Raw genomic sequence first — 13,987 nt, 5'->3', positions numbered from 1 at the left:
CCATGAGCACGCCCCCGGCCGCCTTCACCGAGCGCGGCACCTCGACCGCCGGCTCCGTCCGGCCGGCGCAACGGCTGCTCGCGACCGCCGCTGCGCTGTTCGCCGACCAGGGCATACGTGCGGTCGGCATCGACCAGATCCTCCGTGAGGCCGGCGTTGCGAAGGCCAGCCTCTACAGCACCTATGGCTCCAAAGACGCGTTGGTCATCGCCTATCTCGCCGATTTGGATCACGCTGATCGCAACCGCTGGAGCCAGGCCACTGCCACGGTCGCCGACCCGGTTCACCGGATCCTCAGCTTCTTCGACCTCGCCGCAGGCGCGGCCACCCGGCGCGACTTCCGCGGATGCCTCTACGCGAACGCCGCGACCGAATACCCTGGCGTCGAACTCGAACCGGTGCGGGCACACCGCGAATGGCTACGCGCGACCCTCGCCGCCCTGCTGAAGCAGTCCGGGGCCGACCGATCGGAATCCCTGGCGCGCCGAATCCAGCTTCTCTACGACGGCGCACTCCTGGGATCGAAGCTGGAGCGTTCGATCGATCCGATCGCGGCGGCACGTGAGCTGGTCCAAGAACTGATCCTGGCAGCGGTGGGTTGACCGTCTGGTTCGGTTGAGTGCGGCTTTAATGAGGAGCATGTCCGGCCGCCGATCGACCGTGTTGGGTTACGCGCTGGTGGCGCCCAGCCTCTTCGGCGTCGTCACCTTCCTGCTGCTGCCCATGCTGGTGGTGGCCTGGCTGAGCCTGTACCGCTGGGATCTGCTGGGCCCCATTCGGTTTGTCGGGCTGGACAATTGGCAGTCGGTGCTGACCGATCCGACGTTCGCGATGTCGTTGTTGGTGACGGTGGCGTTCATCGCGATGGTGGTGCCCGCGCAGACACTGCTGGGCCTGGCCGCGGGCGCGATGCTCGCCCAGGGCTTACCGGGCACCGGATTTCTGCGCACGCTCTACGTGCTGCCGTGGATCTGCTCCCCGCTGGCGATCGGCGTGCTGTGGCGCTGGATCCTGTCCCCCACCGACGGCGCCCTGAGCACCGTCACCGGCCGGCACATCGAATGGTTGACCGATCCCGGGCTGGCCCTGCCCGTGGTCTCGGCGGTGACGGTGTGGACAAACGTCGGCTATGTCTCGCTGTTCTTCCTGGCCGGCATCCTCGCCATCCCGCGGAGTGTGCACGACGCGGCGCGCACCGACGGCGCCACCAGTTGGCAACGCTTTCGCTACATCACCGTGCCGATGCTGCGGCCCACCATGTATTTCGTCTCGGTGACCGGGGTGGTGAGCGCCGCGCAGGTGTTCGACACCGTGTACGCCCTCACCGACGGTGGTCCACAGGGTCGCACCGACCTTGTCGCGCACCGGATCTACGCCGAGGCCTTCGGCGCCGCCAGCGTCGGTCGGGCCGCGGTGATGGCCGCCATTCTCTTCGTGCTGCTAGTGGGCGTCACGCTGGTGCAGCACGTGTACTTCCGGCAGCGGGTCAGCTATGACGTCACGTAACGCCCTCATCTACGCGGGCCTGCTGACGGCTGCGCTGATCACGCTGGTGCCGTTCCTGCTCGGTCTGATGACCTCATTCACTTCCCCGCAGCAGTTCAATACCGGTTCCCCACTGTCCATTCCGGCCCCGCCGACCCTGTCCAACTATGCCGCCCTGGGTGATGCCGGCTTCGGCCGCGCGCTGGTGGTCACCGCGTTGGTGACCGCGACCGTCCTGCTGGGACAGCTGACGTTGTCGGTGCTGGCGGCATATGCGTTCGCCCGGTTGAACTTCCCCGGCCGGGACGCCGTGTTCTGGGTGTATCTGGCCACGCTCATGGTGCCCGCCACGGTGACGGTGGTGCCGCTGTATCTGATGATGGCCGAGGCCGGACTGCGCAACACCTTCTGGGCGCTGGTGCTGCCGTTCCTGTTCGGTTCCCCGTATGCGATCTTCCTGTTGCGCGAGCACTTCCGGGGTATCCCCGCCGACCTGATGGACGCCGCGCGCCTGGACGGTGCGAACACCCTGGACGTGCTGGTGCATGTGGTGCTCCCGGCGAGCCGGCCCATCCTCGCGACGCTGGCGATGATCACCGTGGTGTCGCAGTGGAACAACTTCATGTGGCCGTTGGTCATCACCAGCGGCCCGCGCTGGCAGGTGCTGACCGTGGCCACCGCGGGTCTGCAGTCCCGCTTCGACGCGCAGTGGACGGTGGTGATGGCCGCGACGACGGTCGCGATCGTGCCGCTGTTGATACTTTTCGTCCTGCTCGGCAGGCACCTGATCCGCTCCATCGTGGTGACGGGGCTCAAATGAGGCCGGCCCGATGAGACCCAAGTTCTCCACCCTGCTGGCCACCGGCATCGCCGTCGCCGGCGTGCTGCTGCTCATCGCGGGCATGCTGCTGGGCCGCACAACTGATTCCGGCAGAACTGTCGTCACGTTGCGACTGTGGGACGAGCAGGTGGCCGCCGCCTACCGGCAGTCGTTCGCCGAGTTCAGTCGCACCCATCCCGATATCGAGGTGCACGTCAACGTCGTCGCGTACGCGAACTACTTCAACTCGCTGCGCACCGACATCGCCGGCGGCGGCGCCGACGACATCTTCTGGATGTCGAACGCCTACCTGTCGGGCTACGCCGACAACGGCAGACTGCTGTCGATGGAGCCGTCGGCCGACTGGGACCCGTCGACCGTCGCGCAGTTCACCCGCAACGGAACACTCTGGGCCGTACCGCAACTCACCGACGCCGGGATCGCCGTCTACTTCAACGCCGATCTGCTGCACGCCGCGGGGGTAGATCTTGCCGAGTTGGTCGACGCGCGTTGGTCCCCCGGCGATGACGACACACTGCGGCCGCTGCTCGCCCGGCTCACCATCGATCAGAACGGCAACCGCCCCGGCACACCGGCTTTCGACCCTCAGCGGATCCGGCAGTGGGGCTACAACGCCGCCAACGATCTGCAGGGCATCTACCTCAACTACATCGGATCAGCCGGGGGCACCTTCACCGACGGCGACCGGTTCACCTTCGCCAACGACCAGGCCGCGCAGGCCTTCGAGTACCTGGTGCGCCTGATCAACACCGATCATGTCGCGCCGTCGGCCGCGGACACCAACGGCAACGGTGACTTCTCGCGCAATCAGTTCCTCGCCGGGCGGATGGCGTTGTTCCAGTCCGGCACCTACAACCTGGCGGCCATCGCCACGCAGGCGACGTTCCGGTGGGGCGTGGCGCTGCTGCCGATCGGCCAGGCCGGGCGGGTCAGCGTCACGAATGGGATTGCGGCGGCCGCGAACTCCGCCACCACCCACCCCGAGGCGGTACGCCAGGTGCTGGCCTGGATGGGCAGCCGTGACGGCAACGAATACCTGGGTGCCGACGGCTCGGCCATCCCGGCCGTGCTCAGCGCCCAGCCGGTGTACTTCGAGCACTGGCAGCGTCAGGGTGTGGACGTCACCCCGTTCTTCTCGGTGCTGCGCGGCCCGCAGATCCCGGCCCCCGGCGGCGCCGGTTTCGCGGCCGGATACCAGGCGTTGCAGCCGTATTTCGACGAGATGTTCCTGGGACGCCTGGCCGTGCCGGACGCGTTGGCACAGGCGCAGCAGGCCGCCAACACGGCCGCCGCGCGCTGACTACAGGCTGGTGGCCAGGAAGGTGAAAGCCTCCAGATACCAGGCGAGTCCGCACACCAACGCGATGGTCCCCAACGCCACATAGTCGGCGCCGTGCGGGCGCGACGGATGCGCCGAGATCTGGCCCACCCCACCGCGCGCGACGATCGCGTCGCCCATCTCGTCGGCCCGGCGCAATGACACGGTCACCGCGGCGGCCATCAGGTCCACCACTTCGGCGGCCCACTGCTTGCGCCGGTCGCGGCGCCCCTCCCGCTGGGCGCGGGGCCGCAGCCGGCGGGCGGCGTAGAGCACGCTGAATTCGTCGATCAGCATGGGGAACGCCCGCAGCGCCAGCGCGATGGCGACCGCCCAGTCGTCGATCGGCAGGCGCAGCCACCGCAGCGGCCGGCCCAAGGCCGAGATGGCCGGGGCGACTTCGGCGACGTTGGTGGTCCACGACACCAGCGCACCGAGGCCCAACAACACGATCGACACCGCGGTGATCCGCAGGAAGTTCAGCGCACCGCCGAGGCCGATCTCGGCGCCCGCGATGTGCAGATACGGCGAGCCCGCGGCGAACGACGCCGTCACCCCGCCCAGCAGCAGGATCAGCCACAGCCAGCTGGGGATCGACGGCAGCGCGCCACGCGGAATCTTGGCCAGGGCGGCGGTCACCAGCACCACCACGGCGACGAAGCCGATCGGCAGCCACCCCGGATAGAAGGTCAACAGGACGCCCAGTGCGGCGACGGCGATGAGTTTGGTTCCGGCCCAGAGGCGATGGATGACCGAGTCCCCGGGTACCGGCCGCAGCAGCACAACCGGCCTGCGTGGCGCGCTCATGCCACACCTCCCGACGCACTCGAGATGGCCGGTACCAGTTGGCCGTCGCGTAGATGCAGCGTTCTGGGGCAGAGCTCTTCGAGACCGTCGAAGTCGTGCGAGATCACCACGACGGTGAGGCCGTCGCGGCGCAACTGCTCCAGCAGGCGCAGCAGGCCGCGGGCACTGGCGGCATCCAATCCGGCCAGCGGCTCGTCGAGGATGATCGCGCGGGGCGACCGGGCCAGCAGCCCGGCCAACACGACACGACGCATCTGGCCGCCGGAGAGCTGATCGATGGGCCGGGACGCCAGTGCGGGTTCCAGCCCGACGGTGGCCAGCGCCGCCAGCACCCTGGCGTGATCGCGGGGGGAGAACCCGGCGGCGGCCGCGATCTCACGATCGACCCGGCCGCGGATCAGCTGCAGCCGGGCCGCCTGGAAGGACAGGGCCACCGCGCCGACCTGATCGGACACCGGGCGCCCGTCGAGCAGGCAGCTGCCGACGGTGGGCAGCGTCAACCCGGCCATGATCCACGCCAGGGTCGACTTGCCGGAGCCGTTGAGGCCGTGGATCAGAACACCGTCACCCTCATTCACGACGAGGTCGATGTCGTGCAGTGCGTCGTTCTCCCACGGGGTTCCGGCGGCGTAGCGATGCCCCACCCCGTGAAGTTCGAGCACCGGCTTGTCGCTGCCGGCCGGCGCCGCACCACCGGTGGGCACCGTCGCCGCTTGCACCATCTCCGATCCGCCGGCCAGGTTGATGGCACGGTCGGCGGCTTCGGCTTCCTCGTTGTAGTGGGTGATGTGCACCAGCGACATCCGGTGGTGGCCGGTCAGCCCGGCCAGCACCGACATCAGTCCGTCGCGGCCGACCTGGTCCACCATGCTGGTGATCTCGTCGGCGATCATCAGGGCGGGTTCGCGGGCCAGGGCGGCGGCCACCGCGAGGCGCTGCAGTTCGCCGCCGGACAGGCCACCGGTGTCGCGTTCGGCCAGGCCGTCCAGACCCACTTCGGCGAGCAGCCGCGGCACGTCGACCTCGGTGCCGACCGGCAGGCCCCACACCACGTCGTCGGCGACGCGGGTGCCCAGGACCTGACTCTCGGGGTGCTGCATGATCACCGCGGTGCCGCCCGGCGCACCGAGGCCGACCCCACCCGGCCGCTCGACCGTGCCGCTGCTGGGCTCTCGGCCCGCCAGCAGAAGCATGAGGGTGGTCTTGCCGGATCCGTTGGCGCCGGTGATGGCGACATGCTCACCCAGGTGCACGGTCAGCGACACCGGGCCCAGGGCGTCGCGGTCGGTGCCCGGATAGCGGAACACCACATCGCGCAGTTGCAGCGGCACCGGGGCGACGGCACCGCTCTCGGCCGGGACATCGAGCTTGTGCACATCGGGGACGCCACCGAGGCGGGCGAGCACCCGCGACATGGCCCACCAACCGATGAGGCTGACGGTGACGATGGTGAGCACCCCGTAGGAGCCGATCAGCAGTGGCCAGTAGCGCAGCGCCGTCGCGAAGAGTTCGGTGACCCGCGCCGCGATGTCTTCCATCCCGGGGATACGGCTGAGGATTTTGGCGGTGCCCTCGACGTTCGCGGTCATGGCGTCGAACACCAGCTGACGCAGCCGTGACGCGACGGCCAGGGCACCCACGATGAATGCGCCGAACACCGCGCCGGCCAGGACCGACACCAGCAGCGCGGTGGGCAGGCCGCGCCCGCGGCGTTTCACCGCACCCGTCAGACCGCCGATGTACGCGCAGTTCAGCACGGTCATCATGCCGCCCATCCCGGCGATGAGGAAGGCAATGGTGGCCCCGGCGATGGCCGCGGCGATGAGCACCTTCATCCGGTACCGGTAGGCGAGCAGACCCATCGGCACCGTGCCCAGAACGGACAGGCCGGCGGCGAACGGCACGACCACGGCGATGATCGCGATGGCCGCGGCCAACGCCGCCATCACGGCGGCCTGGGCGAGCTCGTTCGGTTGCAACGATCCGGCCCGCCGACGGGTGTGGGTAGCGGGCATTTCTCGATTCTGCCAGGCGCAACGAATGCGCTGCGTCGTCGCACTGTGACAGTCCGCACGACCCGTCGATGCCATCTACATAGTGATTCTATGTAACCATGGAGGGATGACGACGACGACCGCGCTGGGCGCCGACCTGCTGTCGGTCGTGGCGCGCTTGAACCGGCTGGCCAATCAGCGGGTCCGCATCCCGCTGCCCTTCGCCCAGGCCCGACTGCTGTCGACGATCGAGGATCAGGGCACCGCCCGCATCTCCGACCTGGCCGCCCTGGATCACTGCTCGCAGCCCACGATGACCACTCAGGTGCGCCGGCTCGAAGACGCCGGCATGGTGTCCCGCGTGGCCGATCCCGGCGACGCGCGGGCCGTGCTGATCAGCATCACCGACGAGGGCAGGACGGCCCTGGCGGGGGTCCGCGCCGACCGGGCCGCGGCCATCGATCCCTATCTGGAGCGTCTCGACGACACCCAGCGCGAGACGCTCAGCGGAGCTGTCGCGGTGCTACGCGATCTGCTGGAGGTCGCGCAATCCCGCGCAGGGTCCGAGGGCTGACGCTCACCACGCGAACGCCAGCACCTGCGTCACCTGATCTGACGAGAAGTTGTCGTCGGTCACCATGATCACCGACTGGCGACCATCGGAAAGCTTGGGCCCCAAGGTGATTCCCTCGACGTTGTCGACGGAGGGAACCATCGCAGAAAGGTCCGCCACCAACGCCTTGCGCATGGGCACAGCGCCCGCCGAGGACCGCCGGCCCAAGATGTCGTCAGCACCGACGATGCTCGCCCGGTAGATGCGTACCGACGTCCTGGTGCCGTGCCCGCGCTCGATGACCAGGAAGTCCTCGGCGTTCAGCGCCACCAGGTCGGACAGTCCGTTACCACCGCCCTCACCCGAACTCACCGCATCCAGCGGGTAGGCGTACTGCGCGCCGGGCTGGCGCGTCACCGGGTCGAGCCGGGTGATCCGGGTCAGCGCGCCCGCCTCGGCGGTGGGCGGTGGTCCGTCCTCGAAGCCGGGTGCCTCCATACCGGCCCACAGCGCGGTCCCGTCGGGCGCCAGCGCCAGTCCCTCCAGCGCCTGGTTCTTGCGCGGCCCGGCGTCGCCGGCGGACATGTGCAATTCCAGCGGCAAGGTGAACTGACCCCGGAACGTGCCGTCGAGGGCGGCCGTGCGCACCCACGGATCGAGCAGCACCGGCGCAGCGCCCGGTTTGACGATCCGCTCCCCCTCGCTGGACCAGTACAACTGCTGACGCAGACTGTCGAAGGCGATGCCCTCCGGATCCGGGGGCGCGGAGGTACCCGACAGCGGCGCGAACTTCTTGCCGTCGGTGTTCAGCAGCGAGGTCGCCCCGCGCAGGTCGACGCGCGCCAGATTGCCGTCGGACAGGCTGATGCTCATCGTGTAGAACCGGGCCGGGTTCTTCTCGGAACGGTCGTCGCTGATCACGTAGTACTGATCCCGGCCGGCGTCGTACGTGATGCCGGACAGCCCACCCACCGTCGTGTCGGCGAACAGCAGTCCGTGCGCCAATTCGACCTTGCCGAGGAACTCCAGCTGGGACGTCGGTGCCGGCGCGGCGGAGCATCCCGCCAGCACCGAAACCACGGTCAACAGCACGGCCGATACCTTCACGCCACACAGGTAACCACAGCTAACTGATAGCGACGCCGATCGCCGAACCCACGACATACGTGGCGCCGATGGCGATGGCCCCAAACGTCAACTGCCGCAACGACCCGAACCACACCGGCTGCTTGGTGACGAAGGCGGCCATCCCGCCCGCGATCAGCAGTCCCACACCGCCACAGGCCAGCCCCAACGCCAGCGATTCGAATCCCAGCAGGTACGGGATGAGCGGGACGATCGCGCCGATCGCGAACATGACGAACGACGACACCGCCGCCACCCGAGGTGACGGCTTCTCCGATGGGTCGACACCGAGCTCCTGCACCAGGTGGAAATTGATGGCCTTGGACTCGTCGCCGTGCAGTTCGTCGGTGGCGCGCGTGGCCGTCTCGGAGGTCAGACCCATGTTCTCGAACATCGCGACCAGTTCGGCCTTCTCCGCGCCAGGGTCCGCCCGGAAGGAGCGTCGCTCGACCTTGACCTCGGAATCGATCTGCTCGTTGGCCGTCGTCACCGAGGTGTACTCGCCCAGCGCCATCGAGAATGCTCCGGCCAGCAGCCCGGCCACACCGGAGAGCACCACGGCCTGCGCGCTGGCGCCGGCGGCGACACCGGCGATCAGCGCGGTGTTACTCACCAGGCCGTCCATGGCACCGAATGTTGCTGCGCGTAGCCAGCCGCCACTGACGTCGGAGTGGGTGTGATCGTTGTTGTGCGGCAGTTCGACCTCGGCCATGGCTGATATTGAACGCTGCGGATGTGACCCGCGAGAAGTCAGGTTTACCTGCGTTGCCAGAGTCACGTTTGCGGACGGCTTCCACGGGCTAAGTTCGGGCTATGACCTCCACTGCGGAACACCTGCGCAACACCCTCGACGGACGCTGGCGCGACGTGAAGAACGCCGTGCGCACCGAGTTGTCCGGTGAGATCTTCAAACCGCATTACACGCCGAACACCGTCATCGCCCGCACCAAGGTCGGCGAGCAGCTGAAGATCATGGCCGCCGCGGGCGCCGCCGAGGACGGTTTCCGCAAGGAGCACGGCGGCACCGGCGACGTCGGTGCCGCGGTGACGCGCATCGAGATGCTGGCGATGAGCGACCTGTCGCTGATGGTCAAGGCGGGCGTGCAGTGGGGCCTGTTCGGCGGGGCTATCGAGAACCTCGGCACCGAACGCCACCACAAGGCCTACGTCCGCGACATCATCAGTCTTGATCTGCTCGGCTGTTTCGCGATGACCGAGACCGGCCACGGCAGCGACGTCCAGTCCCTGGAGACCACCGCCACCTACGACCCGGCGACCCAAGAGTTCGTCATCGACTCCCCCACGCCGAATTCGCGCAAGGACTACATCGGCGGTGCCGCCCAAACCGCGCGGGTGGCAGCCGTTTTCGCGCAGTTGATCACCGACGGCGAGGGGCACGGCGTGCACTGCCTGGTGGTGCCGATCCGCGACGCCGACGGCAACGACCTGCCCGGTGTCACCACCTCGGACTGCCACTACAAGGGCGGCCTGCCCGGTGTCGACAACGGGCGCATCCAGTTCGACCAGGTCCGCGTCCCGCGCGAGAACCTGCTCAACAAGTACGCCGACGTCGCCGAGGACGGCACCTACTCGTCGCCCATCGAGAATGCGGGCCGCCGGTTCTTCACCATGCTGGGCACCCTGATCCGCGGGCGCGTCACCGTCGGTGGCAGCGCGGCCGCCGCAGGCCGGGTGGCGCTGGACATCGCGACCCGATATGCGTTGCAGCGCAGGCAGTTCAGCGCTCCCGACGGCGACGACGAAGTGCTGATCATGGACTACCTGGTGCACCAGCGCCGGTTGTTCCCGTTGATCGCACGGTCCTACGCCCTGCAGTTCGCGCAGAACGAACTGGTGGCCAAACTGCACGAGATCCAGTCCTCGGACTTCCCCGACGCCGAGGAGCAGCGCGAGGTGGAGGCCCGCGCGGCGGGCCTGAAGGCCGCCAACACCTGGCACGCCAGCCGCGCCATCCAGGAGGCACGCGAGGCGTGCGGCGGCGCCGGCTATCTGGCCGAGAACCGGTTGATCGGCCTGCGCGGGGACATCGACGTGTTCACCACCTTCGAAGGCGACAACCACGTGCTGACCCAGCTGGTGGCCAAGGAACTGCTGACCGCCTACGCCGACGACATCAAGGGCATGAGTCCGGTGGAGTGGGTGCGATTCGCCGCCAACTTCGCCGGCGAACGGGTGCTCAAACGCACCGCGGCCGAGACCATCATGCAGACCATCCTGGACACCCGCCAGGACAACGAGGAGGAAGGCAGCCTCTTCAACCGCGGCACCCAGGTCAAGATGTTCGAGGACCGCGAGGAGTACATCCTGTCGACGGTGGCCCGCCGGCTGCAGGGCAAGTCCAAGGAGATGAGCGCCTTCGAGGCGTTCAACTCGGTGCAGGACCACGTGCTGCACGCCGCCACCGCGCACATCGACCGAATTGTGCTGGAGGCGTTCGTCGCCGGCGTCGACGCCTGCGAGGACGAGGAGGCCCGCGAGGTCCTGAACCTGGTGTGCGACCTGTACGCGCTGAGCATCATCGAAGACGACAAGGCGTGGTACGTCGAGCACCGCTTCTTGTCCACCGAGCGCGCCAAGGCCGTCAGCCGGGCCATCAACGACCGGTGCCGCAAGCTGCGCCCGCACGCCGAACTGCTGGTGGACGGCTTCGGGATCCCCGAGCAGCTGCGCTACGCCGAGATGCTGCACCCCGAGCACATCCCGGACGCCGACGAGCACCAGGAACAGGACGCCATCAGCTCCGGCACCATCGAGCCGCGGTAGGTCAGCCGCGCCGGGGTTTGCTCGGCCACCAGATCCGGTCGCCTATCAGCGACATCGCGGCCGGCACCAGGATGGTGCGCACCAGGGTGATGTCGATGAGCAGTCCGATGCCGACGGTGAAACCGATCTGCAGCAGATTGATCACCCGGCCGCTCATCAACGCGAACATGGTGAGCGCGAACACGATTCCGGCGGTGGTGATGACACTGCCGGTGTTGCCGAAGCCGCGGATGATGCCGCGAACCATGCCGTCGGCGGATTCCTCGCGGATGCGCGCGGCGAACAGCATGCTGTAGTCCGCACCCACCGCGATCAGTGCCATGAACGACACCGGGAACACCGACCAGTCCAGGTCGATGCCGATGATGTGCTGCCACACCAGCACGCTGATACCCGCGGCGGCGCCGAAGGACAACACCACGGCGGCCACCATGAACACCGGAGCGGCGATGCTGCGCAACAAGACCATCAACACCAGCAGCACACCGATGATGGCGACGAGGCCGAACACGGCGAAGTCCCGCCACACCTGGTCGCGCATGTCCGCCGACAGGGAGGCCAACCCGGTGGTGGCGAAATGTGCGCTCTGCAGCGAGGTTCCGTGCGCGGCCTGGGTCGCGGCGGGGCCCAGTTCGCGGGTCGCGTTCAGCGCGTCCTCGCTGTAGGGGTTGATCTTCCACACCACCAGCATCCGGGCGGTCTTCCCGTCCGGCGCGAAGAGCAACTTCTGCCCTTCCTGGAAAGCCTTGTCGGAGAAGCCCTGTGCCGGTAGGTAGAACCCCGCACCGGCGCCGGCGGAGGTGTGCGCGGACAGCGTGGCCAGGTAGTCCGAGGCCTGGGTGAGCCCGTCGGTGAGTTGGCCGGTGAGGCCCACCACCTGGTCCACCCCGCCCTTGACCTGATTCAGCCCCGCCGCGAGCCGGCTCATGCCGTCGTCGAGGCGGTCGGCGCCGCGCACCAGTTCGGCGAGTTGGGCGTTGGCTTGGGCCGGCGAACCGCCGGGCAAGCTGGTCGCCAGGGCCTGCAGCCGGGCCAACGCGTTCTTGATGCCCGGTTGGGCGGCCCGCACCTTGTCGATGGTCACCTGCGGCACCGCGGCCAGCACCTCGACCTGACGCAGGGTGCGAGTGACCACCCCGTCGGACACGGCGTCCAGGTCGGCGAGGCTGGACCTGGCCCGCATGCACACCGGGTTGATCACACATTCGGGGCCGGGCTGCGGGGTCAGCGCCGACCCGAGGGCCGAGCTGACCACCCGGCCGCCGTCGGCGATCTGGGCGTTGTCCGACATCGCCTGCAGCGCCACGTCGAGCAGTCCGACCGACGCGTTCAGGTCGGCCAGTGCGGTGGGCACGTCGACCCGGCCGTCGGTGACGGTGCGCAACGCCGAGCTGGCTTCCTGGTAGCCGCCGAGCACCTGGTGCGCCAGCGCGGTGACCGACTTGATGCCCGAGACAAGTTGGGGCAGTTGCGCATCGGCGGTTACGGCACCGTCACGCAGCGTCGCGGTGCCCGAGGCCAGCCGCTGCAGATCGGGGGTGGCCGTGCCGATCCGGTCCCGCGCGTCGCCCAGCCGGCCGGCGACGATCCCGGCCTGGTAGCCGACGGTTGTCTGTTCCAGCTGGCTGCCCGACGGCCGCGTCATCGAACGGACATAGGCCACCTGCGGCATCCCAGCGAGCCGGGCCGCGACGCCGTCCAGCGCGGCCAGGTCGTTGGTGTTGCGCATGTCGTGGTCGGCCGAGACGATCACATATTCGGGGGCGACTTCGTTGAATCCCCAATGCTGGTATGCCTTCTCATAACCCGAGGAGCTCTCGGTACGGTCGAGCTGCATCGCGTTCTCGTCGAAGTTGACCCGGAAGGTCAGCAGCACCGACGCCGCGGCCAACAACAACACCAGCGATGCGGCCGACAGCGCACCCGAGCGTCGGATCATCGTCGTACCGATGCGGCGCCACCGCCGTTCGTTGAGCGGACGCGGTTCGGCAAAACCTCGCCGTCCCAGTATCGAGAGCAGCGCATAGGGCAACGTCATCGAGATGGCCAGGGCGATCACGATCGCGATGGCGATCGGCGGACCCGCGGCCCGGAACATGCCGAGCTCGGTGAAGGCCATCGCGGTCGCGGCGGCGGCGATGGTCAGCATGGAGGCGATCAGGATGCCGGAGACCTTCTCCCCGGCTCGGGCCAGCGCATCGGGCACCGGCAGCCCCTTGCGCCTGCCCTCGTGATAGCCCGCGAGGATGAAGATGGCGTAATCGGTTGCCGCGCCGAGCAACATGGCCGTCATCAGCGCGATGGTGAAATTGGAGACCGTCAGCACGCCGTGGCCGCCCAGCAGCGACACCACCGGGCGGGCGACGCCGAGGCCCACCCCGATGGTGAGCAGCGGGATGAGTGCGGTGACCGGTGAGCGGTACACGGCCAGCAGCACCAGCGTGATCAGCAGCACCGAGACGCCGGTGATGATCAGCAGTGAGAAGTCCATGGCGCTGAACAGGTCAGCCAGCGCCGGCGATGGGCCGGTGTAGTACATCTCCAGGCCCGCCGGCTTGTCCAGGGTGTCGATGGCCTGGCGGATGTTCACGGTGTTCTGGTGCGCCTTGGTCGATCCGACATCGCCGGTGCCCGCAACCACCAGGTTGATGGCTTTACCGTCCGGGCTCAGGGCGATGCTGCGCAGCGTGTCGTTGTTATAGGTGTCCAACACGTAGGCGACGTCGTCGGTGTCTTCCCGCAGCGCGGTCACCAGCTGCTGGTAGGCCCGCTCGTCGGCGGCACCGATACCGTTCTCGTTGACCAGCAGCACGCTGCCGATGGCCGACGAGGAGGGCACACCGAACTCCTTGGACATGTGCCGAAGTGTTTGTGCCGCTTCGATATTGCCCGGGATGAACGGTGCCGAATGCTCGGCGACGGTGCGTTCCAGCTGCGGGATGGCGAGGTTCAGGGCACCGACGAGCACCACCCAGAAGCCGATGACGAACCATGCGTACCGCGCACAGAACCGGCTGAACCGGCCGAATATCCTGCTCTCCCCATGAGCCACTCCGTTCCCCCTACGCTCCCCAGTAGAC

The 13,987-nt window shown here is 68.3% G+C and carries 11 protein-coding genes; 6 read left to right on the top strand and 5 right to left on the bottom strand.

Annotated features, from left to right (window positions below; all coding sequences use genetic code 11):
- Window positions 1-2: 2 nt before the first annotated feature.
- From AC1DY7_RS13345 to AC1DY7_RS13330, 4 genes are read left to right on the top strand one after another with little or no spacing between them, the layout of a single operon-like run.
- Window positions 3-602, top strand: a complete 600-nt coding sequence (locus tag AC1DY7_RS13345; RefSeq protein ID WP_477494162.1) for a TetR/AcrR family transcriptional regulator — start codon at window positions 3-5, stop codon at window positions 600-602.
- 37 nt (window positions 603-639) lie between these two features.
- A complete protein-coding gene (locus AC1DY7_RS13340; protein WP_477494161.1) occupies window positions 640-1,506 on the top strand; it encodes a carbohydrate ABC transporter permease in 867 nt (288 codons plus the stop codon).
- Window positions 1,493-2,305: a carbohydrate ABC transporter permease gene (locus AC1DY7_RS13335; protein WP_477494160.1), complete on the top strand. Its 813-nt coding sequence runs from the start codon at window positions 1,493-1,495 to the stop codon at window positions 2,303-2,305. Before AC1DY7_RS13340 ends, AC1DY7_RS13335 begins: the two co-directional genes overlap by 14 nt.
- 10 nt (window positions 2,306-2,315) lie before the next feature.
- On the top strand, window positions 2,316-3,626 hold the full coding sequence (locus AC1DY7_RS13330; RefSeq protein WP_477494159.1) for an ABC transporter substrate-binding protein: 1,311 nt from the start codon (window positions 2,316-2,318) through the stop codon (window positions 3,624-3,626).
- On the opposite strand, the gene AC1DY7_RS13325 is transcribed toward AC1DY7_RS13330, so the two are convergent.
- Complete coding sequence (locus AC1DY7_RS13325) at window positions 3,627-4,451, bottom strand: CbiQ family ECF transporter T component (RefSeq protein WP_477494158.1); 825 nt, start codon at window positions 4,449-4,451, stop codon at window positions 3,627-3,629.
- Window positions 4,448-6,466, bottom strand: coding sequence for a DUF2232 domain-containing protein (locus AC1DY7_RS13320; RefSeq protein ID WP_477494157.1), 2,019 nt, complete (start codon window positions 6,464-6,466; stop codon window positions 4,448-4,450). Before AC1DY7_RS13320 ends, AC1DY7_RS13325 begins: the two co-directional genes overlap by 4 nt.
- Window positions 6,467-6,572: 106 nt before the next feature.
- Between AC1DY7_RS13320 and AC1DY7_RS13315 the strand changes: the two genes are divergently transcribed.
- Window positions 6,573-7,019 (top strand): MarR family winged helix-turn-helix transcriptional regulator, encoded by a 447-nt coding sequence (locus AC1DY7_RS13315; RefSeq protein WP_477494156.1) that lies wholly within the window; start codon window positions 6,573-6,575, stop codon window positions 7,017-7,019.
- A gap of 3 nt (window positions 7,020-7,022) precedes the next feature.
- Here the strand turns inward: AC1DY7_RS13315 and AC1DY7_RS13310 are convergent, their stop codons facing one another.
- Window positions 7,023-8,105 carry an esterase-like activity of phytase family protein gene (locus tag AC1DY7_RS13310; RefSeq protein WP_477494155.1) on the bottom strand — a complete coding sequence of 361 codons (1,083 nt, stop codon included), beginning with the start codon at window positions 8,103-8,105 and terminating at the stop codon, window positions 7,023-7,025.
- 19 nt (window positions 8,106-8,124) lie between these two features.
- Window positions 8,125-8,835: a VIT1/CCC1 transporter family protein gene (locus AC1DY7_RS13305; RefSeq protein ID WP_477494154.1), complete on the bottom strand. Its 711-nt coding sequence runs from the start codon at window positions 8,833-8,835 to the stop codon at window positions 8,125-8,127.
- Between the two features lie 101 nt (window positions 8,836-8,936).
- Here AC1DY7_RS13305 and AC1DY7_RS13300 point away from each other — a divergent pair, with 101 nt between their 5' ends.
- The gene (locus AC1DY7_RS13300) at window positions 8,937-10,907 is read left to right on the top strand and encodes an acyl-CoA dehydrogenase family protein (protein ID WP_477494153.1); all 1,971 of its coding nucleotides are present in this window, start codon (window positions 8,937-8,939) and stop codon (window positions 10,905-10,907) included.
- 1 nt (window position 10,908) lies between these two features.
- Here the strand turns inward: AC1DY7_RS13300 and AC1DY7_RS13295 are convergent, their stop codons facing one another.
- Window positions 10,909-13,959 (bottom strand): MMPL family transporter, encoded by a 3,051-nt coding sequence (locus tag AC1DY7_RS13295; protein ID WP_477494152.1) that lies wholly within the window; start codon window positions 13,957-13,959, stop codon window positions 10,909-10,911.
- Window positions 13,960-13,987 lie beyond the last annotated feature (28 nt).

This window comes from Mycobacterium sp. P2_H7 (assembly GCF_056403275.1).
Note: the sequence above shows the minus strand (reverse complement) of the source record. Positions and strands in the feature narration are given on the sequence as shown.